The sequence below is a fragment of the Pseudomonas sp. PDM14 genome, from assembly GCF_014851905.1.
In the GTDB taxonomy this organism is placed as follows: domain Bacteria; phylum Pseudomonadota; class Gammaproteobacteria; order Pseudomonadales; family Pseudomonadaceae; genus Aquipseudomonas.
Genome location: NZ_JACVAQ010000002.1, coordinates 1,242,114 through 1,266,822, shown reverse-complemented (window position 1 = coordinate 1,266,822; position 24,709 = coordinate 1,242,114). Strand labels below are relative to the sequence as shown.

The window sequence follows — 24,709 nt, the reverse complement described above, 5'->3', positions numbered from 1 at the left end:
AGGCTATGCCGGAGACGAGCCGGTTACGCGCTGACATCAGTGATTGCCGCAGGAGGTGAGTATGCAGCTGGCACAGTTTGAGGTGTCAGTCGATTGCCAGGATCAGGTGCTGCTGGTGGTGGACGATCGCGAGGAAAACCTGATCGCCATGGAGGCACTGCTCGGCGACAGCGACTGGGACGTGCGCACGGTGAACTCCGGCGAGGCGGCCCTGCAGTGCATGATCGACGAGCCCGTCGGCCTGGTCCTGCTGGACGTGCAGATGCCGCGCATGGACGGCTTCGAAGTGGCTCGGCTGATGCGGGGCAGCCCGCATACCCGGCACACGCCGATCATCTTCCTTTCGGCGATTGCCCACACCGAGGACTCGGTGCTGCACGGCTATGCCATCGGCGCAGTGGATTTCATCCTCAAGCCGTTCGATCCCAGCGTGCTCAAGCACAAGATCAACGCGCTGCTCGAGCACGAGCGCCATCGCCACGAACTGCAGCTGCTCAGCCAGCAACTGGACAGCGCGCGCGCCTTCAATGCCTCGGTGCTGGAGAACGCGTCCGAAGGCATCGTCGTGCTGGATCGGCTCGGTGCCATCAGCTTCGTCAATCCGGCCATGGCGCAGATGCTCCATGCGGAAATCGACGACCTGCTCGGCAGCTCGCTGCTGAACTACCTGAAGTCGCCGGACATGCCGGAGAACTGGCAGGAGACCGAGTTCTTCAAGCACTGGCGCGAAGGCCAGACCTATCGTCTGCACGATGCGGTGCTGACCACTTTCAGCGGCAGCTTCCTGCCGGTGGCACTGTCCTGTTCGCCTCTGCCGCAGTACCAGGATTCCATGGTGCTGATCGCCCTCGACATGTCGGTGGTGCGCAACCTGCACGCCCAGCTGGAGTCCCAGGCCATCACCGATGCCCTGACCGGCCTGTACAACCGCCGCGGTTTCCACCAGACCCTGGAGTCGTCGCTGTCGCGCATCGACCGCAGCGGCAAGCGCATGGCGATTCTCTACCTCGACCTGGATGGCTTCAAACGCATCAACGACTCCCTTGGCCACGCCGCAGGCGACCAGGTGCTGCGCCGTGTCGCCGAACAGCTGAAGACCTGCCTGCGTCCTTACGATGTGCTGGCGCGCATGGGCGGCGACGAGTTCACCGCGCTGCTCGACTCGCTGGACCACCCCGAGGATGCCGCTCGCGTGGCGGAAAAACTCATCGAACTGGTGTCGACCCGGCAGAAGGTCGACGGTGTCGAATTCACCCTGGGTGCCAGCGTCGGCATCGCCTGTTTTCCCGAATGCGGACAGAGCGTCGACGGCCTGCTGCGCGCCGCCGACATGGCCATGTACGAGGCCAAGCGCGCGGGGCGTCAGCAATACCGTTTTTTCTCCCCGGAAATGAACGGCCGCGCGCGCTCGCGGCTGATGCTCGAAGAGAGCCTGCGCATGGCCATCGAGCAGGATGATTTCCGCCTGGTCTATCAACCGCAGATCGACCTTGCCAGCGGCCGCCTGCGTGGTTTTGAGGCGCTGCTGCGCTGGCAGCACCGGGTCGCCGGAACCATTTCGCCGGGGGTATTTATTCCGCTGCTGGAGGAGACCCGGCTGATCAATCGCCTGGGCGACTGGATCTTCCACGAGGGCATCCAGCAATGCCTGGCCTGGGGTGAGCGCTTCGGCGAGGAGTTGGTGATCAGCCTCAACGTCAGTCCGGTGCAGTTCAGCATGCCGCAACTGGTCGATGACCTGCGCCGCCTGCTTGGCGAGATCGGCCTGAAACCGTCACAACTGGAAGTGGAGGTGACCGAGAGTGCGCTGATGCAGGATGTCGACACCGCCAGCGAGCAGCTGCGCCAGCTCCGTTCGCTGGGGGTGCGCATCGCCATCGATGACTTCGGCACCGGCTATTCGTCGCTGGCCTACCTGCGTCACTTTGAACTGGATACGTTGAAGATCGACCGCCTGTTCATCTCCAACATGCTCGACTCGCCGAAAGACGCGGCGATCGTCAGCACCATCATCGACCTTGGCCATCACCTCGACCTGGAGGTGATTGCCGAGGGCGTGGAAACCGTGGCCCAGCGCGACTGGCTGATCGCCCATCAGTGCACGACCATGCAGGGTTTTCTGGTGGCGCCGGGCCTGCCGGTGGAGCAGGCCACGACCTTTCCGAGCAAGCTGGACTGGACGATCTGGCGCCCGGGCTCGTGATCAGTCCTTGCCTGGGAACTCCGCGTGCAGGCGTTCCAGTTCGGCGTCCTTGGCTTCCCAGAGCTGATTGACCCACTGCTGGAACTGCAGGCGGTAGGCGGCGTCCTGGTCATAGTTCTGGCCGATAAACTCGGCCGGGATCGGCAGCTCCTCGAAGCGCACCACCACCTCGCCGATACGGCCGCTGAGCAGGTCCCAGAACCCCGGATTGCCGCCGGGGTAATGGATGGTCACGTTGACGATCGAGTGCAGTTGCTCGCCCATCGCGTCAAGCACGAAGGCAATGCCGCCAGCCTTGGGCTTGAGCAGGTACTTGAAGGGTGATTGCTGCTCCGCGTGCTTCTGCGGGGTGAAGCGCGTGCCTTCGAGGAAGTTGAACACCGACACCGGGTTGGTCTTGTAACGCGCACAGGCCTTGCGTGTGGTGGCCAGGTCCTGGCCGAGCTTTTCCGGGTGCTTGGCCAGGTAGGCCTTGGTGTAGCGCTTCATGAAGGGGAACTCGAGCGCCCACCAGCACAGGCCGATCATCGGTACCCAGATCAGCTCCTGCTTGAGGAAGAACTTGAGGAAGGGCAGGCGCTTGTTCATCAGGTATTGCAGCACCAGGATGTCGACCCAGCTCTGGTGGTTGCTGGTGACGAGGTAGGAGTGCTTCATGTCGAAGCGCTGCAGGCCCTGAACGTTCCACTCGGTGCGCCGCACCATGTTCATCCAGAACTTGTTCACGCTGATCCAGAACTCGGCGATGCCGTGCATGACGAAGCGCAGGACGCGCTGGATCGCCGGTACCGGCACCAGCAGTTTGAGCAGCGAGACGGCGAACAGCGGCCAGCAGCAGATCAGGGTGTTCAGCGCCAGCATCAGGCTGGCCAGCAGGCCGAGCAGCGGGGCAGGGAGAAAGTGCAGCATGGGCGCGCGCGCCTCCTGAAAGAGGGGCATTCTGTGTGCCCCGGAATCGGTCGAAACATCTGCGGCGCTTTGTGGCGCCGGGCTTTCCGGTGCCAAGGTTAACGCTTGTACACTGAACGGCAAGTGCTGGGGCGGACTCGTTGGTCAGCCTGGTTGTCGTCCGGCGCAGCAGGTGGCCGCGATTCTAGCGCACGCCCGCCTGGGCGGGTGAGGGGGCTGGCGAGTGAAGGTTTCCCACGCGCCATAGGAAAACTCCATCAGGGACGTTCCACGCACGCAGAACGCCTGCAAGCGCACTCCCACGCGGAGCGTGGGAGCGATCACGGCACGAACGGCCCTACGACTTCTTGGCCACCGCCTGGATCGCGGTCAGGGCGATGGTGTAGACGATGTCGTCGACCAGCGCCCCACGCGAGAGGTCGTTCACCGGTTTGCGCAGCCCTTGCAGCATCGGCCCGACACTGAGGCATTCGGCGCTGCGCTGTACGGCCTTGTAGGTGGTATTACCGGTGTTCAGGTCAGGGAAGATGAACACCGTGGCGCGGCCGGCCACGGGGCTGTTCGGCGCTTTCTGCCGGCCGACGCTGTCGATGGCGGCGGCGTCGTACTGCAGCGGGCCGTCGATCAGCAGGTGCGGGTTCTGCGCCTGCGCCAGGTGGGTGGCCTCGCGGACCTTTTCCACCTCGCTGCCGCTGCCCGAGTCACCAGTCGAATAGCTGATCATCGCCACCCGCGACGGGATGCCGAAGGCTTCGGCCGACGCCGCGCTCTGCAGGGCGATCTCCGCCAGCTCCGGTGCCGTCGGGTCGGGGTTTACCGCACAGTCGCCGTAGACCACCACCTGATCCGGCAGGAGCATGAAGAACACCGATGACACCAGGTTGTAGCCCGGTGCGGTCTTGATCAGCTGCAGGGCCGGGCGGATGGTGTTGGCGGTGGTGTGGATGGCGCCGGAAACCAGGCCGTCGACCTCATCGAGGGCGAGCATCATGGTGCCCAGCACCACGGTGTCTTCCAGTTGCGCGGTGGCCACCGGCGCCGTCAGGCCCTTGCCCTTGCGCAGTTCGACCATCGGCTCGACGTAGCGCTCGCGGATCAGGTCCGGATCGAGGATTTCCAGGCCTGGCGGCAACTCGATGCCCTGCGCCTTGGCCACCGCCAGCACGGCGTCGGGCTTGGCCAGCAGCACGCAGCGGGCGATGCCACGGGCCTGGCAGATCGCCGCGGCCTGCACGGTGCGCGGCTCGCTGCCTTCGGGCAGGACGATGCGCTTGTTCGCCGCCTGGGCGCGACGCATCAGCAGGTAGCGGAATGCCGGTGGCGACAGGCGCGGCTCGCGCGGGCTGCCGCAGCGTTGCTTGAGCCAGTCATGATCGATGTGCCCGGCGACGAATTCGGTGACCTTCTCCGCGCGCTCGCGGTCGTCGATGGGGATTTCCTTGTTCAAGCGATTGAGGTTGGTCGCCGTGTCGTACGAACCGGTGCTCACGCTGAGCACCGGCAGGCCGCTCTGCAGGGCGCCGCGGCACAGCTCCATGATCCGCGGGTCTGGTGGGAAATCGCTGCACAGCAGCAGGCCGGCCAGCGGCACGCCGTTCATCGCGGCCAGGCTGGCGGCGAGGATGATGTCGTCGCGGTCGCCAGGGGTGACCACCAGCACGCCGGGCTTGAGCAACTGGACGGTGTTGGGCACGGCGCGGGCGCAGAGGACGATCTGCATCACCCGGCGCTGTTCGTAGTCGCCGGCGTTGATCACCCGCGCGCCGAGCAGGTCGGCGATGTCGCGGGTGCGCGCGGCGTTGAGTTCTTCCTGCCAGGGAATGCAGCCGAGCAGGTGGAATTCCTCGGTCTTCAGTAGCGGCGAGAGCTCTTGCAGGCGGTCGGCAAAGCCTTCGCCGCGAACCTTGTTGAGGATGGTGCCGAGTACCTTCGGGTCCTTCGGGCCGCCGAACAGTTGCGCCTGGATTTCGATACGGTCGGACAGTTCGATCAGGTCCTGCGCCGACTCGCCGTCCGGCGCCGAGACCAGGATGATCTCGGCGTCCAGGCTCTTGGCCAGGTGCACGTTGATCCGCGCCGCGTAGCTGGCGTGGCGGGTCGGCACCATGCCCTCGACGATCAGCACGTCCATGCCTTCGGCGGCCTGCTGGTAGAGGCTGATGATTTCTTCCAGCAGTTCGTCGAGGTGGCCATCGCCGAGCATGCGCTCGACGTGGGGCAGGCCCAGCGGCTTGGGCGGCGTCAGGCCGAGGGTGCGGGCGATCAGTTCGGTGGAGCGCTCCGGGCCTTCGTCACCCGGGTGCGGTTGGGCGATCGGCTTGAAGAAGCCGACCTTGAGCCCGGCACGTTCCAGGGCGCGGACCAGGCCGAGGCTGATCGAGGTGAGGCCGACACCGAAGCCGGTAGGGGCGATGAAAAACGTATGCATGCGAACGGGCGCCTTCAGTGGAGTAGGGCGAGGGTGTCGAGGGCGATCTGCCGCTCCTCGTTGGTCGGCACCACCAGCACGCGCGGGTGGCCGTAGGCCTGGATCGGGCCGCCGACGCCGCGGATGCTACGGGCGTTGGCCTCCTTGTCCAGGGCCAGGTTGAGCAGTTTCAGGTGGGCCACGGTCTTGCTCCGCACCAGGGGCGAGTTCTCGCCGATGCCGCCGGTGAAGATCAGGCCGTCCAGCTGTGGCAGGGCACAGCTCATGGCGGCCAGGGACTTGGCCAGGCGGTAGCAGAACACCTCGATGGCCAGCGTGGCGCCGACGTGGCCCTGATCGCGCGCCTGTTCCAGGCTGCGCATGTCGTTGGACAGGCTGGAGAGGCCGAGCAGGCCGCTGTCCTTGTTCAGCATCGCGTCGATCTGTTCCAGGCTCCAGCCCAGAGCGCGGGCCAGGTGGCCGTGCAGGTTGGGGTCGACATCGCCGCTGCGGGTGCCCATTACCAGGCCTTCGAGCGGGGTCATGCCCATGCTGGTGTCGCGGCTCTGGCCGTTGACGATGGCGCAGGTCGAGCAGCCGTTGCCCAGGTGCGCGGACAGCCAGCTGCTGTCGCCGACGGCCAGCCCGGCGATTTCCGCGGCGCGGTGGCTGACGTAGCGGTGGCTGGTGCCGTGAAAGCCGTAGCGGCGCACGCCGTGCTCGCGGTAGAGGTGTTCCGGCACGGCGTAGCGGTAGGCGTGTTCGGGCAGGCTCTGGTGGAACGCGGTGTCGAACACCGCCACCTGCGGCAGCTGCGGGTGCAGGCTGAGGGCTGCTTCGATGCCCAGTAGGCTGGCCGGGTTGTGCAGCGGGGCCAGCGGGGCGATGGCGCGAATCGCGGCGATCACCTGCGGGTCGAGCAGGCTGGCGCTGGTGAAGTGTTCGCCGCCGTGGACCACGCGGTGGCCGATGCCGTGCAGCGTGCCGCCGGCGGCGTTCTGCACCAGCGGCAGCAACTGGGCAAGGGCGGCGCGGTGGTCGCCGTCGGGCAGCATCAGGCTGCCTTTCTCGTCGCCGCGTTGCCAGTGCAGCACGGCGTCGTGGCTGCCCAGGCGTTCGGCCAGGCCGCTGAGGGTGAAATGCGAGTGGGCCTCGTTGATCAGGGCGAACTTGATCGACGAGCTGCCGCAGTTGATCACCAGAATGTTGCGTGCCGGCATGCGTGCTCCTTGGCTAGCGTTCTATCCGTTGGCGGGTTTGTCGCGCTGCTGCGCGCACCAGCCGCATTCGAAGGGTTGACCGACCCGTTGCTGGCGCAGTTCCGGGTCGTCCACCCAGGCGCGATTCTGCCAGGGTGGCAGGTGACGCAGGTGCTGCGTATGGCCGCAGGCAAGCTCGGCCACCCAGTGCCCCTCCTCGTCCCGGCGATAGCCTGTGAGGACCGTCGTCGTTGGGTTCCGTCCGTCTGCGCTCGGGTCGCTTTCGGTCGAATCGGCAGGTAAACTTGCGCGTTCTTCAATCTTTTGCAAAAGGTCTCGCCCCATGCTGATCGCCGCCAACAAGGCTGTCTCCATCGACTATACCCTGACCAACGACGCCGGGGAGGTCATCGACAGTTCCGCAGGCGGCGCGCCGCTCGCGTACCTGCACGGTGCCGGCAACATCATCGTCGGCCTGGAAAAGGCGCTCGAAGGCAAGCAGGCCGGCGACGAGCTGGATGTGACCATCGAGCCGGCCGACGCCTATGGCGAGTACAGCGCCGAGCTGGTTGCGACCCTCAACCGCAGCATGTTCGAAGGCGTCGACGAACTGGAAGTGGGCATGCAGTTCCACGCTTCCGGCCCGGACGGCGGCATGCAGATCGTCACCGTGCGTGACCTCGATGGCGACGACGTGATCGTTGACGGCAATCACCCGCTGGCGGGCCAGCGTCTGAACTTCAAGGTCAAGGTAGTCAGCGTGCGTGACGCCCTCGCCGAAGAGCTGGCCCACGGCCACATCCACGGTGAAGGTGGTCACCACCACTGAGTCCGAGCGTGATCGGCGAAAGCGGATCGACGGCCTGATTGGCGGCTGCGCAATACGACTTATGGTCGTTTCACCCGCAGGCGCGGCTGCTAAGCTCAGCGAACGGAAAAGGCGCCCGCGGGCGCCTTTTTTTCCTCTGCGCGGATTTTGTGTTGCGTTCACAAGGAGTTAGCCATGAGTGCCTTTCACGACCTGAACCTGCGTGCGCTGGATGGCCAGGATCTGCCATTGGCGCCGTACAAGGGCCAACTGGTGCTGGTGGTCAATGTGGCCTCCAAGTGCGGGTTGACTCCGCAGTACGCGGCCCTGGAAAACCTCTACCAGCAGTACCGCGAACGCGGCTTCACCGTGCTCGGCCTGCCGTGCAACCAGTTCGCCGGTCAGGAGCCGGGCAGCGAGGAAGAAATCCGCGCGTTCTGCAGCCTCAACTATGACGTGAGCTTCCCCCTGGGCAGCAAGCTCGAGGTCAACGGTCCTGGGCGTCATCCGCTGTACCGCCTGCTGGCGGGCGAGGGTGCGGAGTTTCCCGGCGACATCACCTGGAACTTCGAGAAGTTCCTGGTTGGCCGCGATGGCCGCGTGCTGGCGCGTTTCTCGCCGCGCACCGCCCCGGATGATCCCGCAGTGATCCAGGCCATCGAGAAAGCCCTCGGCTGATCGGTTCGGCGCATGGCTCGGATAGGCGGGCATTTGCGCCAATGCCTGGGCTGTTCGGCACCGGGTGCTTGTTGCCTGTGGTCATCGGCGGCTTAATCGGGTGATCTGCCGAGGACACCCGCGATGAACAGCTTCTCTCCTGACGATACCGCCGCCCATGTCTCACCCGCTGCCCTGCGCGCGCTGATCGAAAGCCGCCGCGCGGTGCGACGTTTCACCGCCGAGCCGGTGCCCGAGGCGGTCATTCGCGACTGCCTGGAACTGGCGACCCTCGCGCCCAACTCCTGCAACCTGCAGCCCTGGAGCTTTCAGGTGATCCGCGACGCCGAGCTGCTCGCGCGTCTGCATCCGGTATGCATGAGCCAGAACGCGGCGAAGGCACCGCTGATCATTGCCGTGCTGGCGCGTCCCGATACCTGGCGGCAGGCCTGCCGCGACATCATCACCTTCTGGCCGGAGCCCGAGGTGCCGGCGCGCGTTCGCGACTTCTACGCCAGGACTGCGCCGTTCCAGTACAACCAGGGGCCATTGGGATTGCTGGGCTTCTTCAAGCGCCAGCTGCTGCGCATCGTGGCGCTGCGCAAGCCGTTGATGCGTAAGCCAAACAGCAGGGCCGACATGCGTATCTGGGCGGTGAAGTCGACCGCCCTGGCGGCGCAGAACCTGATGCTGGCGTTCCAGAGCCACGGCTTCGCCACATGCCCGATGGAGGGCTTCGACGAGGTGCGCCTGCGCCGCGTGCTCGACCTGCCGCGCGCGGCGATCCCGATCATGCTGCTGGCGGTCGGGCATCAGGGGGATAAGGACGTGTACAACCCGCGGCTGCGTTTTCCGCTGGAGCAGCAGGTCACCTGGCTGTAGGCAGTCCCTCACCCTGCTATGCCCCTCAATCACCCCTATCAATAGTGCTGGGCGGGGCGAGACGACCGGTCATATGCTGGCGGCATGAACAACAGCATCCGACTCGACAAGCGCGACCTGATCCTGGCCAAGGGCTCGGCGGTGATGACCCGCCGCGGCTACCACGGTACCGGGGTGCAGGAGATCGTCCAGGCTGCGGGCATTCCCAAAGGCTCGTTCTATCACTACTTCGCCAGCAAGGAAGACTTCGCCTTGCACGCCCTCGAGTTCGTCTACCGTCCGCGCCTGCAGCGCTATGCCGAGGCTCTGGCCAATCCGGCGCTGAGCCCGCGTGCGCGCATCCTCGCCTATTACCAGGACCTGCAGGGCCATTTCGCCCGCCAGGACAAGGCCGAGTACCACTGCTTCATCGGCAGCCTGAGTTTCGAGATGGCCGACCTGCTGCCGGCCATCGGCGCCCAGGTCGATGCTATCCAGCAGGCCTCGGTGGACATCCTGCGCGGGTGCCTGGAGCTGGCTCAAGAGGCTGGCGAACTGGCGGCCGACGAGGATTGCGACAACCTCGCCACCTTCATCAACAGCGCCTGGCAGGGCGTGCTGGCCCGCCTCAAGGTTGGCGCCGGTTCGGCTCCGCTGCACGCCTTCAACACCCGTCTGGAACTGCTTCTGCAGCCCTGATTTTTATTGCCCGTAAACGAGACGACCGGTCATCTGCCCGGCATTTGGAGTCCCCATGAACGCCCCTGCAAAAGCCCTGTTTCAACCCTTCCAGCTGGGCAACCTGGAGCTGCCGACCCGTGTGGTAATGGCGCCGATGACCCGTTCCTTCTCCCCGGGCGGCGTGCCCAATGCCAAGGTCGTCGAGTACTACCGTCGCCGCGCTGCCGCGGGTGTCGGCCTGATCGTCACCGAAGGCACCACCGTTGGCCACAAGGCTTCCAACGGCTACCCGCACGTGCCGCGCTTCTACGGTGAAGACGCCCTGGCCGGCTGGAAAGAGGTGGTCGACGCGGTGCACGCCGAAGGCGGCAAGATCGTTCCGCAACTGTGGCACGTGGGCAACGTGCGCAAGCTCGGCACCGAGCCGGACGCCAGCGTGCCGGGCTACGGCCCGAGCGAGAAGATCAAGGAAGGCAACGTGGTCGTGCACGGCATGACCAAGGCCGATATCGACGAAGTCATCGCGGCCTTCGCCCAGGCTGCCCGTGACGCCCAGGCCATCGGCATGGACGGGGTGGAAATCCACGGCGCCCACGGCTACCTGGTCGACCAGTTCTTCTGGGAAGGCAGCAACCAGCGCACCGACGAGTACGGCGGCGACCTGGCCCAGCGTTCGCGTTTCGCCATCGAGCTGATTAAGGCCGTGCGCGCCGCGGTCGGCCCGGACTTCCCGATCATCTTCCGTTTCTCGCAGTGGAAGCAGCAGGACTACACCGCGCGCCTGGTGCAGACGCCGGAAGCCCTGGGTGCCTTCCTCAAGCCGCTGGCCGACGCCGGCGTGGACATCTTCCACTGCTCGACCCGTCGCTTCTGGGAGCCGGAATTCGAAGGTTCCGATCTCAACCTGGCCGGCTGGACCCGCCAGCTGACCGGCAAACCGACCATCACCGTGGGCAGCGTCGGCCTGGACGGCGAATTCCTGCAGTTCATGGTCAACACCGACAAGGTTGCCGAGCCGGCCAGCCTGGAAAATCTGCTGGAGCGCCTGAACAAGCAGGAGTTCGACCTGGTGGCCGTGGGCCGTGCGCTGCTGGTCGACCCGGACTGGGCGCAGAAGGTTCGCGAAGGCCGCGAGCAGGACATCCTGCCGTTCAGCCGCGAAGCACTGAAACAGCTGGTCTAATCCTGCCCGCTTGAGCGCTCCCACACTCTGCGTGGGAGCGCTCAAGGTCAGGAGCCCACGCTGGAGCGTGGGAACCACAGGATCACCTTGGCATCGGGTGCGGCGCCAGGCGCCGCATCACGCTTCAAGCCCCGGCACACCGGGGCTTTTTTTCGTCCGTGATATGTGCGCTGCTGGCATCCTGCAGCAGGTGCTCGAACTGCGCGACGATGGCATCCCAGCCCTGTTTGCCGGCGTGCTGGCGGGCATTCAGGCGCACGCTGCGCAGGCTCTCGCGGTCTTCCAGCAGCCAGCAGGCGGCGTCGATGAAGCCCTGCTCGTCGCCCGGCATGGCCAGCGCGCCGTTGTGTCCGTGGTGAATATGTTGCGCGGCGGCGGCCTGGTCGTAAGCCACTACCGCCAGCCCGGCGGCCTGGGCCTCGAGCACCACGTTGCCGAAGGTTTCCGAAAGGCTGGGAAAGAGGAACAGGTCGCCGCTGGCGTAATGCTCGGCCAGTGCGGTACCGCGTTGCACGCCGCAGAAGATCGCCTGCGGCAGTTCCTCTTGCAGCTGTGCGCGCAGCGGGCCGTCACCGACCAGCACCAGCTTCAGGCGTTGTTGCGGGAAGCGTTGCTGCAGTTCGCGGAAGCTGCGTACCAGCAGCGCCAGGTTCTTCTCCGCGGCCAGACGGCCGACATGCAGCACGGCGATATCGTCCTGGCCCAGGCCCCAGCTGGCGCGCAGTTCAGGCGAGCGGTGGCTGGGATGGAACAGCTGGCCGTCGACGCCACGGGCCAGCAGCATCAGGCGCTCGAAACCGCGGCGCTGCAGCTCCAGGCGCTGGCTCGGGCTGGGTACCAGGGTCATCCGCGTGCGGTTGTGGAACCAGCGCAGGTAGCGGGTCAGCGCACGGGTCAGCAGGCCCAGGCCGTAGTGCCCGGTGTACTGCTGGAAATTGGTGTGAAAACCGCTGACCACCGGGATGCCCAGGCGCCGCGCCGCACGCAAGGCTGACAGCCCCAGCGGGCCTTCGGTGGCGATGTAGAGCACGTCCGGGCGCTGACGTTGCCAACGTCGTAGCAGCTTGTGCAGCGACGACTGGCCCCACTGCAGGCCGGGGTAGCCGGGCAGCGGCCAGCCACGGGTCAGCAGCAGGTGCTCGTCGCTGGCCTGCTGCTCGTCCGCCAACTGGCGCGGGCGAATCAGCTGCAGGCGATGGCCGCGCTGGATCAGGCCCTGGCTAAGGCGGCCGAGCGTGTTGGCGACGCCGTTGATTTCCGGCGGGAAGGTTTCGCTGATCAAGGCGATGTGCAGGCTTGTGACATTCATGGCGCCAGTGTCGACCGGCGCCATGTAGGAGACGTGACGGCGGCGTTACGCCTTTGTGACGGCGCCCGGCTGGCGTTCGCGCACCCAGAACAGCGTGGCCCCGGCGACGGCGGCGGGCATGACCAGGATGTTGACGAAGGGAATCAGCAGCGCCAGGTACACCGCGCCGCCGAAGCCCAGGCTCTGCCAGCGTTTCTCGCGTAGCCAGGCGAGCATGTCGTCCCAGGAGACCTTGTTGTTGTCGCACGGGTAGTCGATGTATTGCACGGCCATCATCCACACGCCGAAGAGGATCCACAGCGGTGCGGCCACCAGGTTCAGCACCGGGATGAAGGTGAGGATCAGCAGCGGGATGGCGCGTGGCAGGAAGTACGCCAGCTTGCGCAGCTCGCGGCCGATGGTGCGCGGCACCATGGCCATCAGCTCGGCCCAGCTGAAGGGCGGGAAGTCGTCTCGCCCGCGGGCTACCACCTCGACCTTCTCGGCGAGGAAGCCGTTGAACGGCGCGGCGATGATGTTGGCGAGCATGGTGAAGCTGAAGAACATGATCAGCAGCACCACCAGCACGAACAGCGGCCAGATGATGTACTGCACGAAGCTCAGCCAGTCCGGCAGGTTGGGCATGAAGGTGTCGACCCAGCCGCCGAACTGCTGCATGGCGAGCACGATCAGGCCGATGAACAGCAGCAGGTTGACCGTCAGCGGCAGCAGCACGAACAGGCGCAGGCCAGGGCTCAGGACCAGCTTCAGGCCTTCGCCCAGATACTGCGGGCCAGAGAGGGCGGGGGTGGGCATCGACGTCTCCCGGAGGTGGAAAATGCGCCGACCTTACCGGCTTTCCGTGGTCGACGAAAGGGCGCTGGGCTGGTACACGCAGGCGTTGTTGCGCTGGCGTTTGGCCTGATACATGGCGTGATCCGCCGCGCTGATCAGGCTGGTGGCCTCGTTGGCGTGCTCCGGGTACAGGGCGATGCCGATACTGGGCGTTACAAAGTCGATCAGGCCCTGGCGCACGTTCATCGGCTGCTGCATGTTGCTCAGCAGTCGGTCGGCCAGGCGCTGCGCCGATTCGCGGGTGCCGCCGGGCATCAGCAGGGTGAATTCGTCGCCGCCCAGGCGATAGATACGGTCCGGGTCACGCAGGCTGCTGCGCAGGCGCTCGGCGATCAGGGTCAGCAACTCGTCGCCAGCGTCGTGGCCGAAGCGGTCGTTGACCTCCTTGAAGCGGTCCAGGTCGATGTAGAACAGCGCCAGGCTGCGCTGGTGCGTGTCGGCTTCCTCGATGCTCAGGCGCAGCTGCTCGAGGAAGGCCTTGCGGTTGCCCAGGCCGGTCAGCGGATCGCGGTAGGCCATGTCCATCAGGCGATTCTGCAGCGCCACCTGGCCGCTGACGTCGCGCACGATGCCGCGATAGCCGATGCGCTGGTTGCCCTGGCCGTAAATCACCGAGAAGCGCCCTTCGAAGTGGCCGAAGCTGCCGTCGCGGCGCTTGAGCTGGGCGCTGATCACCGCCTTGCCCTCGGCCTCCAGCGCGGCAATGAACTGCGCGCGGGTGCGCAGGGCGTCGTCGCTGTGCAGCACGTCGACGATGGGCTGGCCGCGCATGCCGCCGGGCGGGTAGCCGAGCATCTGTTCCAGCGAGCGGTTGGCTGACATCACCTTGCCGCTGACGTCGAGTTCGAAGAAGCCGTCCTGGATGTTGTCGAGGATCACCCGGTCGCGTCGTTCGCTCTGCTCGATGCGTTCGAGCATCTGGTTGATCTCGCCGGCGAGCTGGCCGAATTCGTCATGCCCGGTTTCGTGCAGGCGCTCGCTGTCGTTGTGCTGGCCGATGGCGGAAACCGCGCGGTTCATCTGCTGCAGGCGGCGGATTACCCACACCTCGAGGCCGAGGAAGCCGCCGGCCGCGCCGAGCAGGATGATCACCAGCACGCTGAAGACGAACAGGTTGATGCTCTGCCGGCCCTGCTGGTAGATCGGCCGCTCGCGCTGCAGGGCGAAGCTGATCACCGGCTGGCCCTGGTCGTCGAGCAGGACCAGGCGGGTTTCCTGGTGGTCACCGACGAGCTGGCGCGGGGTCAGCCAGGCCTGGCTGCTGGCGTGGCTGCTGCTGATGTCGAGGGGGAACGAGCCGGCAGGTACCGGCTGGTTGTCGGCCAGCTGGAACTGCATCAGCAACTGGTTCTGCTGTTCCTTGATCAGTTCGCGGGTGAGGAAGTAGCCCATCACCATGTTGCCGTTGGCTTCGATGCCGTCGCCGGTGCGGCTGGTCGGCGTGCTGTTGGCCAACGCCGGCAGACCGCCGACCTTGAGCCAGGCGCTGACGGTTTCGCGCGGGTCGCGGCGATAGCGGCTGATGCCGTACTGCTCGATCTGCTCCAGGACCAGGCGCTGCTGCTCTTGGGCAGCAGGAAGGCTGGCGCCGTTGGCGGTGATCAGCTGGTTGGCGGCGGGCAGGTTCCAGCGCTGTTCGATCAGGCGGCCCTGGCGATCGTAGATCAGCAGGAAGTGCAGGCGCAGGTTGACCAGGGTGGTGAGGTCGAGGTTCTTCTCGACGTAGCGGCGGTTGTGGTCCTCGACGAAATTGTAGGTGTCGTCCCACCACGCCCAGTCGCGGCCCTGCATGGTCAGGCGAGCCATTTCCTGGTGCAGCTGCAGGTGCAGCTGGTTGGCATCGTCGGCCAGTTGTTCCGCATCCAGCTGGTCAAAGCGTTGCAACAGTATCTGCTGACTGAGCAACCACACCGCCGCGAGGCTGAGCAGCATCAGCGGCAGGAACAGCAGGAGCAGGCGGTTGCGCACGGGCATGAGCTATCCACCGCATGAAGTGTTCGCTGGCAAGTATAGGCACAGTCGATGGGCGACATTGAGAATGGCAACTTTTGTTGGCGCCTGCCCGCGACTAGGGTGGCCTCCAGCAAACGCGTGCATCGGCACGCGCCACTTTACGGGTTGTCCGCATGTCCCAAGCCTTCCCCAAGTGCTTCCGGGCAGCCCCTTTTTTCGCGCCGGTCGTTGCCGGCAGGAGTGCCCCATGTCAGCAGTGCGCCATTCCCGGGTGATCATCCTCGGTTCCGGCCCCGCCGGTTACAGCGCGGCGGTGTACGCCGCGCGGGCCAACCTCAAACCGCTGCTGATCACCGGCATGCAGGCCGGCGGCCAGCTGACCACCACCACCGAGGTCGACAACTGGCCGGGCGACCCCCACGGGCTGACCGGCCCGGCACTGATGCAGCGCATGCAGGAACACGCCGAGCGCTTCGAGACCGAGATCGTCTTCGACCACATCAACGCCGTGGATCTGGCCGGCAAGCCGTTCACCCTGCAAGGCGACAGCGGCACCTACACCTGCGACGCACTGATCATCGCCACCGGTGCCAGCGCGCGCTACCTGGGCCTGCCTTCGGAAGAGGCCTTCATGGGCAAGGGCGTGTCCGCCTGCGCCACCTGCGACGGCTTCTTCTACCGCAACCGCGAGGTAGCGGTGGTCGGCGGCGGCAACACCGCAGTGGAAGAGGCGCTGTACCTGGCCAACATCGCCAGCAAGGTGACCCTGGTGCACCGTCGCGACAGCTTCCGTGCGGAGAAAATCCTGCAGGACAAGCTTCAGGCACGCGTGGCCGAGGGCAAGATCGTGCTCAAGCTGCACGCCGAGGTGGACGAAGTGCTGGGCAACGCCATGGGCGTGACCGGTGTGCGCTTGAAGAACCGCGATGGCAGCCACGATCAGCTGCAGGTCGACGGTCTGTTCGTGGCCATCGGCCACACGCCGAACACCTCGCTGTTCGACGGTCAGCTGCAGCTGCGCGATGGCTACCTGGTGGTCAACGGTGGCCGCGACGGCAATGCCACCGCGACCAACCTGCCGGGCGTGTTCGCCGCGGGCGACGTGGCCGATCACGTCTACCGCCAGGCCATTACCTCCGCCGGCGCCGGCTGCATGGCGGCGCTCGATGTGGAGCGTTACCTCGACGCGCTGTGAGGCCGTGCTGAAACCGCGGCGTATGTGGACATCCCGCGCAGGCCCACCACCGCCCCTGAATGAAAAAGCCCCGCTACGGCGGGGCTTTTTTCTGCGCGGTGAATCGCTAGCGGCTTACTTGCGGCTCAACGCCTGCCGCTCGAACGTCACCCCCGGCAGGCCGGTGTCCTGCAGGGCGCGGATGTTGCCGTGGTCGCTGCCGTCGGGGCTGGCCAGCACGGCGCGGTAGTGCTCGCCAAAGGCGCGCAGGGTTTCTTCCAGGCTCAGGCCTTCGAGCAGGGCCAGGCCGAGGGTCTTGCACGAGCCTTCGTTCTGCCCGGCGGCGTTGTCGACGTGGCCGTTGCGAAAGGCGCTCTGCTGGTAGTCGTAGTGCTCGGCGATGAACGCCAGCGTTTCGGCGAAGAGGAACTGCTCGCTGTGCAGGCGGGCGCGGAAGTCTTGCAGCTGGCTCATGGTTGCTGTCCTTTGGTGAATGCGGCCAGCTGCTCGGTGCTGGCTTCTTTCTGGTGCTGGGCTTTCCACTCGGCGTACGGCATGCCGTAGACAACCTCGCGGGCCTGCTCCATGTCGATGTCCACGCCCTGCTCATCGGCGGCGGCCTTGTACCACTTGGACAGGCAGTTGCGGCAGAAACCGGAGAGGTTCATCAGGTCGATGTTCTGTACATCGGGGCGAGAACGCAGGTGCTGAACCAGATGGCGGAAAGCCGCGGCTTCCAGTTCGAGGCGTTGTTGCTCGGTCATGGCTGACTCCCAGTTTGCGCAAGGGGGCGAATGATAGAAGTGCTGCCGGTCGGCAGCAATGCCCTGCGCAGGGCGCAGCAGGGCAGTAGAAAGCGTGTGCCTAGCGCTGGGCGGCGAGGGTGATTGACACCGACTCGGCGAAGCGCAGGGCGTGCAGTTTGTCGACCTCGACCTCGGCGTAGCGCACGTCCGGGTTGCTCATCACCAGGTCGAGAATTTCCTGGGTCAGGCGCTCGAGCAGGGCGAAACGGTTTTCCTCGACGTGGCGGATCACCGCCTTGGTGATGGTGCGGTAGTTGAGGGCGTGTTCGATGTCGTTGTCGCGCACGGCTTCGTCGGCGGGGTAGAGGATGGTGAGGTTGATCAACACATCCTGCTTGTTGAGGATTTCCTCCTCCTTGATGCCGATGAAGGTGCGCAGGCGCAGGTCCTTGACCCGGATACGCGCCATGCCGGGGTCCAGTCGTGGCATTTACTTGCTCCGTCCGATCAGTTGCAGAAATTCCTGGCGGGTGGTGTTGGACGCGCGGAAGGCGCCCAGCATAACCGAGGTGTTCATCGACGAGTTCTGCTTTTCCACCCCGCGCATCATCATGCACATGTGCTGCGCCTCGATCACCACGGCCACGCCGGCGGCCTGGGTGACGCTCTGGATGGCCTCGGCGATCTGCCGCGTGAGGTTCTCCTGGATCTGCAGGCGCCGCGCGTACATGTCGACGATGCGCGCCACCTTTGACAGGCCCAGCACGCGGCCGGTGGGCATGTAGGCGACATGCGCCTTGCCGATGAAGGGCAGCAGGTGGTGTTCGCACAACGAATACAGCTCGATGTCCTTGACGATCACCATCTCGTCGTTGGTCGAGGCGAACAGCGCGCCGTTGACGATCTCGTCCAGCGACTGCTGGTAACCGTGACACAGGTACTGCATGGCCTTCGCGGCGCGTTTGGGGGTGTCGAGCAGGCCCTCGCGTTCGGGGTTCTCGCCGAGGCCGACGAGAATCGCGCGATAGTGGTGGGGCAGGTGCGGGTTCATGGGCTAGGTCCTCGCGGCACGCCTCAGTTGAGGTGGCGGCCGCCATTGACGGCGAGCGTCGTGCCGGTGACGTAGGGGTTGTCCAGCAGGTAGCGCAGGCTCTGGTAGATGACATCGGCGCCGGGCTCGATGCCGAGGGGCGATTCCGCAAGGCGTCTGCTGCGGTAGGCCGCATCGTCGCCCTCGTTGAACAGGATCAGGGCCGGGGCGATGCCGTTGACCTTGATGGTCGGGGCGAAGCGCGCGGCGAAGGACTGGGTGAGGCTGTCGAGGCCGGCCTTGCTGGCGCAGTAGGCCGGGCGCTTGCCGCTGCCGCTGCGTACCACGTCGTCGCTGATGTGCACGATGTCGGCGTTGTTCGAGCGCTGCAGCAGCTCGGCGCACTGCAGGTTGATCAGGTAGGGCGCGAGCATGTGCACGCTGACCATTTGCTGGAACACCGCAGCTTCGTTGCCCGGCGTTTCGCTGAGCCAGTCCGAGGCGTTGTGGACGATTGCGCGCAGGCTGTCGGTGTGGCCCTTCAGGCTATCGATGAACGCCTGGATACCGGCTTCGCTGGAGAAGTCCGCCTGCAGCGTCAGTGCGCCACGCTCGCGCAGCAGCTGCACGCCGGGGCGTTCGCTACGGTAGCTGACGATCAGCCGATGACCGTCGTCGAGCAGGCGTTCGGCGCAGTGCAGGCCGATGCGCTGGCCGGCGCCGGTGATCAGGATCGGGGCGTTGCACACACTCATGACGGGCTCGCAGGACACGATGAAAAAGGCACGCAGCCAGGGGCTGCGCAGGCCCGGGCAACGGTATCGCAAGGGGTATGGCGGTACAACCATGCGCATCTTGTGGAGATGCGCGCTGTGCGTCGGTTCAGGCGGGGAAACGAGTGCTGCGCCAGCCCCGTGATGGGGCCGGTGGATCAGCGCGTCTGTACCTGGGCGTGACGCTGGCGCGCCTGCAGCCAGGGTTCGAGCAGACGGGTCGACAGCGGGATGAACCAGTAGGTCATCAGCGGCGTCAGCGCCAGGGTGCTGAGGAGGATGCGCAGGGCCAGCGGCAGTTCGCCGAGCCAGCCGCCGAACAGCAGGTTGAAGCCCAGTGAGACCGGGAAGAACGCCAGCCAGATGGCCACGCTCTGCTTCCAGCGCGGCGGCTTCTGCGGCGTGCTGCCGAACCAGGCGTCGAGGCCGCGCACGTGCAGCTCCTGCGGTTCACTGAACAGGCCGCTGCCGCGCTGCAACCAGGCGCCGCGTGCCTCGGAGTGCACCCAGGTGGTCAGCGTGGCTTCGTCGGCGAAGCGGAAGACGATCTGGAACTCGTCGTCATCGGGTGGCGGGGCCAGCACGCCCGAGCCGAGATAGCCGGGATAGTCGGCGGCCAGCAGCTCACCTTCGTGCAGCCAGGAACGGAATTCGTCGAAACGCTCGCGGGGAACGCGGCGAGCCACCATGAAGGTGACGGGATCGGCAGACATTGTGTATCTCCTTGCAGCGGGCGCTGCCCGGATAGGGCATGGCGCGATACGTGGCACCGGGGTGATGGCGCGACGCAAATGACAGGCAAGGATTATTCCGATTTTTGCGAAATACGCCAGAGCCGCGCATTGCTGTGGACTGCCGTCGGGCTGGAAAGTGCGGGATCCGGCCGCATGCCGACGCCTGCGCCCCGACAGCGTGCGTGCGGCCCCGCGCCGGTGCATAGCGCCGCGCGCGTGGTGCGGTACACTCTGCCGATCTTTTCCCGGCCCCATGCCCATGAACGAACTCGCCAGCCGGCTCCTGGCTTCTGCATCGCTGCAGCAGGAAGAGCTGTTCCCCATTCGTGAGGTTTCGCGCGTCACCGGCGTCAACCCGGTGACCCTGCGTGCCTGGGAGCGGCGTTACGGGCTGATCCAGCCGACCCGTACCGAGAGTGGCCATCGCCTGTATTCCAGCGACGATATCGACGCGGTACGCAGCATCCTGGCGTGGATCGCCCGCGGCGTGCCGGTGAGCAAGGTCGGCAAGCTGCTCGCGCGCAGCAGTGCCCTGGCGGCCTCGGCGCCGGGGTATCAGCAGGTGGTCGATGGCGAGTGGGGCGAGTGGCAGGCGCGCATCCGCCACTGCGTCGCACAGTTCGACGCGGCGCAGCTGGAGCGTCTCTACGGCCAGATCTTCTCCAGCTACCCGTTGGTGGCGGTATTCCAGGATGTGCTGATGCCGGTGTGGCGCGAGTTGCTCGCGCGGCGCGACGACTTCGGCCAGACCAGCGAGTGGTTGTTTCTCGACAGTTTCCTGCGCGCCCGCGCCCTGCAGCGCCTGCAACTGGCGGCGAGCGGTTCGGTAGACGTGTTGCTGGCGAGCATCCCCGGACATTGTCAGGAACTGGAGTTGCTGGTCGCCGGGTTGCTGCTGGGCGATGGCGAGTCGCGCGTGCAGGTATTGGCGCTCGGGCAGCCGCTGGCGGAGCTGGCGCTGGTCTGCGAGAAGGTCCGGCCGCAGGCGCTGGTGCTGTTCTCCAACCGCCCGCCGGCTGACGACCTGGCCAAACTGCTGGGGCGTCAGGCACTGGTATTACCGTGCCCGTTGCTGTTGGCCGGCGAGGTGGCCGAACTGATCGAGGACCAACTCGACGGCTCGCCGATCGCCCGCCTGGGCAGCGAAGGCCGACTGATGCAGCGCCGCCTGCAGCAGTTTCTTGCCGGGCGTCTGGATACCTGAGCCGACTCCCGTAGGGTGCGCCGTGCGCACCACCCGTAACGCTGACGCATCAGGCATTCAAGGCCTTATACCCACCGTAAGCCCGCCCGCTGGGTCGATGACGCCTGAGTCACCCTGCACGAGCAGTGTGCTGAGAAACGCCCATAAAAAAGCCCGGCATCGAGCCGGGCTTTTTCGTCACGCGCGAATGCTTACTTCACTTCGACAGCCAGGCTTTCGATGATTTTCTTGTTCCAGATCGCCGGGCCGGTGATGTGCACCGACTCGCCTTTGGTGTCGACCGCCACGGTGACCGGCATGTCCTTGACCTCGAACTCGTAGATCGCCTCCATGCCCAGTTCGGCGAACGCCAGCACCTTGGACTTCTTGATCGCTTGGGCGACCAGGTAGGCGGCGCCGCCGACGGCCATCAGGTACACGGCCTTGTTGTCCTTGATCGCATCGATGGCGATCGGGCCGCGCTCGGACTTGCCGATCATGCCCAGCAGGCCGGTGCTTTCGAGGATCTGGCGGGTGAACTTGTCCATACGGGTGGCGGTGGTCGGACCGGCAGGGCCCACCACTTCATCACCGACCGGATCGACCGGGCCGACGTAATAGATGAAGCGGCCCTTGAGGTCGACCGGCAGTTCTTCGCCCTTGTTCAGCATGTCGACCATGCGCTTGTGCGCGGCGTCGCGGCCAGTGAGCATCTTGCCGTTGAGCAGCACGGTCTCGCCCGGTTTCCAGCTCTGCACGTCTTCCGGGGTGATGGTGTCGAGGTCGACGCGGCGTGCACTCGGGCCGGCTTCCCAGACGATTTCCGGGTAGGCGGAGAGGTCCGGCGCTTCCAGTTCGGCCGGGCCGGAACCGTCGAGCACGAAGTGTGCGTGGCGGGTGGCGGCGCAGTTGGGGATCATGCATACCGGCAGGCTGGCTGCGTGGGTCGGGTAGTCCATGATCTTCACGTCGAGCACGGTGGTCAGGCCACCGAGGCCCTGGGCGCCGATGCCCAGCTGGTTGACCTTGTCGAACAGCTCGAGGCGCATTTCCTCGATCTTGTTCTGCGGGCCGCGGGCTTTCAGCTCGTGGATGTCGATGTGTTCCATGAGCACTTCCTTGGCCATCACCGCGGCTTTCTCGGCGGTGCCGCCGATGCCGATGCCGAGCATGCCCGGCGGGCACCAGCCGGCGCCCATGGTCGGCACGGTCTTGAGGACCCAGTCGACGATCGAGTCGGACGGGTTGAGCATGGCCATCTTCGACTTGTTCTCGGAGCCGCCGCCCTTGGCGGCCACGTCCACTTCCACGGTGTTGCCTGGGACGATGGAGTAGTGGATCACCGCCGGGGTGTTGTCCTTGGTGTTCTTCCGTGCACCGGCCGGGTCGGCCAGGATGGAGGCGCGCAGGACGTTTTCCGGCAGGTTGTAGGCGCGGCGCACGCCCTCGTTGATCATGTCGTCGAGGCTCATGGTTGCACCATCCCAGCGCACATCCATGCCGACCTTGACGAACACGGTGACGATCCCGGTGTCCTGGCAGATCGGCCGGTGGCCCGTGGCGCACATGCGCGAGTTGATCAGGATCTGCGCCATGGAGTCGCGTGCAGCCGGCGATTCTTCGCGCAGGTACGCCTCGTGCATGGCCTGGATGAAGTCGACGGGGTGGTAATAGGAGATGAACTGCAGCGCGTCGGCGACGCTCTGAATCAGGTCATCCTGCTTGATCACGGTCATGCAAGCGCTCCTCTAGTTGGGAACATCAGTAGGGAAGCGCCGGACCACGACCCGGCGCAGGTGCAAGAAAAAGGGCGCCGAAGTATAGCGCGGCAGAGCTGTCGGGCACAGTCGCCGGCAGTCGACCTAGGTCTGAAAGACAAACCGACTGTGCACGTATGTCACGCATTCTTCCTAGGTTTTTTGTGATCACAGGGGTAGAGTGGCGGCAAGGTGCCAGTACGGGATGGAGCCCATGAGCACGAACAATTCCAGTGTCTCCCAGCGTACGTTGCAAAGCCTGCTGCTGAAGCGTTTCGGCATGGCAGTGGGGACGTACGGTCTGATTACCGTGCTGCTCTGGGTCGCGGTGTACAACGACCTGTACCGTGGTGCGCTGATCGGCGCGACCACCTTCAGCGGCCTGGCGGCCGTCTCGCAACTGATCTTCCTGGCGCTGTTCCTGCGCGGTGACAACCTGCGCTTTCGCGACCCCAGCCTGACCGAAGCCCAGGTGATGGTCGGCGTCATCCTGCTGACCTGCCTGATCGCCCAGTTCGACACGGCACGCGGCACACTGATGATGTTCTACGTCCTGATCCTGATGTTCGGCGTGTTCCAGCTGCAGCCGCGGGTGTTCGTGCGCTGCGCGGCGCTGGCGTTCTTCGGTTTCGCCCTGGTGAACCTCTGGGAAGGCTATCAGATGCGCCTCAGTGATCCCGGCCTGGCCTTGATGCAGTGCTGCGCACTGTTCATTGCCCTGGTCTGGCAGAGTCTGTTCGCCAGCTACGTGCAGGCCCTGCGCCAGCGTATGCGCCAGCGTCGCTACGCCTTGCAGGCGCACCAGGACACCCTGCGCGGCATGATGCGCCAGCTCGAAGACCTGGTCGCCACCGACGAGCTGACCGGCCTGTACAACCGCCGCCATTTCCTGCGCCTGGCGCTGCGTGAGCTGGATAACCTGGCGCCGGGACGGCAACATGGCCTGGCGTTGATCGACCTGGATTACTTCAAGCGCATCAACGATGTGCACGGCCATGCCGCTGGCGACCGTGTCCTGCAGACTTTTGCCGCCGTGGGGCGGGCCTGCTTGCGCGATGGCGACGTGCTGGCCCGCTACGGTGGCGAGGAATTCGTCCTGTTCCTGCCCAATACCGATGCCGATCAGTTCACCAGCTGCTGCGAGCGCCTGCGCGAGGCCTTCGCCAGTGCCGAGCCGGTCGGCGTGCAGGTGGCCAACCTCAGCCTGTCCGCCGGCATGACCCTGCTCAATCCAGGTGACGACCTGGACGAGGCGTTGCAGCGCGCCGACCAGGCGCTCTATCGGGCCAAGCGTGGCGGCCGCAACCGTTGCGACGCCGCCTGGGAGAGCACGGGTGCCTGATCTGCTGGCTGCTGGGCGCAGCTGGTCGGTCCCGGCGGGCAGCAATTTGCTCGATGCCCTCAACCAGGCCGGCCTGCGCGTACCCTACAGCTGCCGCGCCGGGAGTTGCCATGCCTGCCTGGTGCGCTGCATCGCCGGTGAGGTGCAGGACGACATGCCCGAGGCGTTGGACGCCGCGCAGCGTGCCCAGGGCTGGTGCCTGGCGTGCCAGTGCCGGGTCAGCGGTGACCTCGCAGTGGAGGTGTTCGACCCCCTGCGTGACGGCTTGCCGGCCGATATCCTCGCCTGCGACTGGCTGAGTGCCGACGTGCTGCGCCTGCGCGTGCAGCCGCACAAACCGCTGCGCTACAGCGCCGGCCAGCATCTGCTGCTGTGGACTGCCGATGGCTTGGCTCGCCCGTACTCATTGGCCAGCGTGCCGGGGCTCGATTCCTGGCTGGAATTCCATATCGATTGCCACGAGCGCGGCGCCTTCAGCGACGCCGCGCGCACCTTCCAGCCTGGCGCACCACTGCGTCTGGGCGAACTGCGTGGTGGGGCGCTGCACTACGACCCCGACTGGAGCGAGCGCCCGCTGTGGCTGCTGGCTGCCGGTACCGGGCTGGCGCCGTTGTGGGGCATCCTGCGCGAGGCGCTGCGTCAGCAGCACCAGGGGCCGATTCGCTTGCTGCACGTGGCACGTGAGCGGTCCGAACTGTACCTCGCCGGACCACTGTGCGAGCTGGCGGCGCAGTATTCGCAGGTGCAGGTCGAACAGCTGGACGCGACCGAGCTGGCGGCGGTTTTGGCGGAACTGAAGCTTGTTTCACGGCAAACCCGCGCCTTACTCTGCGGCTCTCCTGCCAGCGTTGAACGCTTTGCCCGGCGCCTGTACCTGGCCGGCCTGCCGCGCAACCAGCTGTTGGCCGACGTCTTTCTGCCGCGCGCCTGAGCCTGCTCACGGTGCGTCCGGCACCAGTGAGGAAC

Annotated in this window: 24 protein-coding genes; 10 read left to right on the top strand and 14 right to left on the bottom strand. The window is 65.8% G+C overall.

The window, feature by feature from the left end; all coding sequences use genetic code 11:
• The first annotated feature begins 61 nt into the window (after positions 1-61).
• Positions 62-2,203, top strand: a complete 2,142-nt coding sequence (locus IB229_RS18495; protein WP_192331367.1) for a putative bifunctional diguanylate cyclase/phosphodiesterase — start codon at positions 62-64, stop codon at positions 2,201-2,203.
• Here IB229_RS18495 and IB229_RS18490 read toward each other — a convergent pair whose 3' ends face one another.
• The 4 genes from IB229_RS18490 to IB229_RS18475 form a co-directional block, all read right to left on the bottom strand.
• Positions 2,204-3,112 (bottom strand): acyltransferase, encoded by a 909-nt coding sequence (locus IB229_RS18490; protein WP_192331366.1) that lies wholly within the window; start codon positions 3,110-3,112, stop codon positions 2,204-2,206.
• A 337-nt stretch (positions 3,113-3,449) separates the two neighbouring features.
• Positions 3,450-5,540, bottom strand: coding sequence for a phosphate acetyltransferase (pta, locus tag IB229_RS18485; protein ID WP_192331365.1), 2,091 nt, complete (start codon positions 5,538-5,540; stop codon positions 3,450-3,452).
• Between the two features lie 14 nt (positions 5,541-5,554).
• A complete protein-coding gene (locus IB229_RS18480) occupies positions 5,555-6,739 on the bottom strand; it encodes an acetate kinase (RefSeq protein ID WP_192331364.1) in 1,185 nt (394 codons plus the stop codon).
• Positions 6,740-6,760: 21 nt separating this feature from the next.
• Positions 6,761-7,093, bottom strand: coding sequence for a DUF3565 domain-containing protein (locus IB229_RS18475; RefSeq protein WP_192331363.1), 333 nt, complete (start codon positions 7,091-7,093; stop codon positions 6,761-6,763).
• On the opposite strand from IB229_RS18475, the gene IB229_RS18470 reads away from it, so the two are divergent.
• The 5 genes from IB229_RS18470 to IB229_RS18450 all read left to right on the top strand — a co-directional run bounded on the left by IB229_RS18470 (position 7,062) and on the right by IB229_RS18450 (position 10,908).
• Positions 7,062-7,547: an FKBP-type peptidyl-prolyl cis-trans isomerase gene (locus tag IB229_RS18470; RefSeq protein ID WP_192331362.1), complete on the top strand. Its 486-nt coding sequence runs from the start codon at positions 7,062-7,064 to the stop codon at positions 7,545-7,547. The two genes, IB229_RS18475 and IB229_RS18470, sit on opposite strands and share 32 nt — an antisense overlap.
• A 174-nt stretch (positions 7,548-7,721) precedes the next feature.
• Positions 7,722-8,204, top strand: a complete 483-nt coding sequence (locus IB229_RS18465) for a glutathione peroxidase (protein ID WP_192331361.1) — start codon at positions 7,722-7,724, stop codon at positions 8,202-8,204.
• A 123-nt stretch (positions 8,205-8,327) separates the two neighbouring features.
• The gene (locus IB229_RS18460; protein WP_192331360.1) at positions 8,328-9,065 is read left to right on the top strand and encodes a nitroreductase family protein; all 738 of its coding nucleotides are present in this window, start codon (positions 8,328-8,330) and stop codon (positions 9,063-9,065) included.
• Between the two features lie 84 nt (positions 9,066-9,149).
• Entirely contained in the window at positions 9,150-9,743 is a 594-nt protein-coding gene (locus tag IB229_RS18455) for a TetR/AcrR family transcriptional regulator (RefSeq protein ID WP_192331359.1), read from the top strand.
• 55 nt (positions 9,744-9,798) lie between these two features.
• Positions 9,799-10,908 carry an NADH:flavin oxidoreductase gene (locus tag IB229_RS18450; protein WP_192331358.1) on the top strand — a complete coding sequence of 370 codons (1,110 nt, stop codon included), beginning with the start codon at positions 9,799-9,801 and terminating at the stop codon, positions 10,906-10,908.
• Positions 10,909-11,032: 124 nt separating this feature from the next.
• On the opposite strand, the gene IB229_RS18445 is transcribed toward IB229_RS18450, so the two are convergent.
• From IB229_RS18445 to IB229_RS18435, 3 genes are read right to left on the bottom strand one after another with little or no spacing between them, the layout of a single operon-like run.
• The gene (locus tag IB229_RS18445) at positions 11,033-12,241 is read right to left on the bottom strand and encodes a glycosyltransferase family 4 protein (RefSeq protein WP_192331357.1); all 1,209 of its coding nucleotides are present in this window, start codon (positions 12,239-12,241) and stop codon (positions 11,033-11,035) included.
• A gap of 21 nt (positions 12,242-12,262) precedes the next feature.
• Positions 12,263-13,012 carry a sulfate transporter CysZ gene (gene cysZ, locus IB229_RS18440; RefSeq protein WP_192331356.1) on the bottom strand — a complete coding sequence of 250 codons (750 nt, stop codon included), beginning with the start codon at positions 13,010-13,012 and terminating at the stop codon, positions 12,263-12,265.
• Positions 13,013-13,045: 33 nt separating this feature from the next.
• Entirely contained in the window at positions 13,046-15,025 is a 1,980-nt protein-coding gene (locus IB229_RS18435; protein WP_192331355.1) for a diguanylate cyclase domain-containing protein, read from the bottom strand.
• Between the two features lie 226 nt (positions 15,026-15,251).
• Here IB229_RS18435 and trxB point away from each other — a divergent pair, with 226 nt between their 5' ends.
• Positions 15,252-16,199, top strand: coding sequence for a thioredoxin-disulfide reductase (gene trxB / locus IB229_RS18430; protein ID WP_192331354.1), 948 nt, complete (start codon positions 15,252-15,254; stop codon positions 16,197-16,199).
• Positions 16,200-16,313: 114 nt separating this feature from the next.
• Here the strand turns inward: trxB and IB229_RS18425 are convergent, their stop codons facing one another.
• From IB229_RS18425 to IB229_RS18400, 6 genes are all read right to left on the bottom strand, one after another.
• Positions 16,314-16,652 carry a HopJ type III effector protein gene (locus IB229_RS18425; protein ID WP_192331353.1) on the bottom strand — a complete coding sequence of 113 codons (339 nt, stop codon included), beginning with the start codon at positions 16,650-16,652 and terminating at the stop codon, positions 16,314-16,316.
• Positions 16,649-16,942 carry a DUF1244 domain-containing protein gene (locus IB229_RS18420; RefSeq protein WP_192331352.1) on the bottom strand — a complete coding sequence of 98 codons (294 nt, stop codon included), beginning with the start codon at positions 16,940-16,942 and terminating at the stop codon, positions 16,649-16,651. Before IB229_RS18420 ends, IB229_RS18425 begins: the two co-directional genes overlap by 4 nt.
• Positions 16,943-17,042: 100 nt before the next feature.
• Positions 17,043-17,414 (bottom strand): dihydroneopterin triphosphate 2'-epimerase, encoded by a 372-nt coding sequence (folX, locus tag IB229_RS18415; protein ID WP_192331351.1) that lies wholly within the window; start codon positions 17,412-17,414, stop codon positions 17,043-17,045.
• Positions 17,415-17,975 (bottom strand): GTP cyclohydrolase I FolE, encoded by a 561-nt coding sequence (gene folE / locus IB229_RS18410; RefSeq protein WP_192331350.1) that lies wholly within the window; start codon positions 17,973-17,975, stop codon positions 17,415-17,417.
• 23 nt (positions 17,976-17,998) lie between these two features.
• The gene (gene folM / locus IB229_RS18405; protein WP_192331616.1) at positions 17,999-18,703 is read right to left on the bottom strand and encodes a dihydromonapterin reductase; all 705 of its coding nucleotides are present in this window, start codon (positions 18,701-18,703) and stop codon (positions 17,999-18,001) included.
• 182 nt (positions 18,704-18,885) lie between these two features.
• Positions 18,886-19,440: an antibiotic biosynthesis monooxygenase gene (locus IB229_RS18400; RefSeq protein WP_192331349.1), complete on the bottom strand. Its 555-nt coding sequence runs from the start codon at positions 19,438-19,440 to the stop codon at positions 18,886-18,888.
• Between the two features lie 280 nt (positions 19,441-19,720).
• Here IB229_RS18400 and IB229_RS18395 point away from each other — a divergent pair, with 280 nt between their 5' ends.
• A complete protein-coding gene (locus tag IB229_RS18395) occupies positions 19,721-20,665 on the top strand; it encodes a MerR family transcriptional regulator (protein WP_192331348.1) in 945 nt (314 codons plus the stop codon).
• Between the two features lie 191 nt (positions 20,666-20,856).
• Here IB229_RS18395 and IB229_RS18390 read toward each other — a convergent pair whose 3' ends face one another.
• Entirely contained in the window at positions 20,857-22,380 is a 1,524-nt protein-coding gene (locus tag IB229_RS18390) for a fumarate hydratase (RefSeq protein WP_192331347.1), read from the bottom strand.
• A gap of 235 nt (positions 22,381-22,615) precedes the next feature.
• Here IB229_RS18390 and IB229_RS18385 point away from each other — a divergent pair, with 235 nt between their 5' ends.
• Both IB229_RS18385 and IB229_RS18380 read left to right on the top strand, forming a co-directional pair.
• The gene (locus IB229_RS18385; protein ID WP_192331346.1) at positions 22,616-23,743 is read left to right on the top strand and encodes a sensor domain-containing diguanylate cyclase; all 1,128 of its coding nucleotides are present in this window, start codon (positions 22,616-22,618) and stop codon (positions 23,741-23,743) included.
• A complete protein-coding gene (locus tag IB229_RS18380; RefSeq protein WP_192331345.1) occupies positions 23,736-24,674 on the top strand; it encodes an iron-sulfur-binding ferredoxin reductase in 939 nt (312 codons plus the stop codon). The genes IB229_RS18385 and IB229_RS18380 overlap by 8 nt, the downstream gene beginning before the upstream one ends.
• The last annotated feature ends 35 nt before the right edge of the window (positions 24,675-24,709 follow it).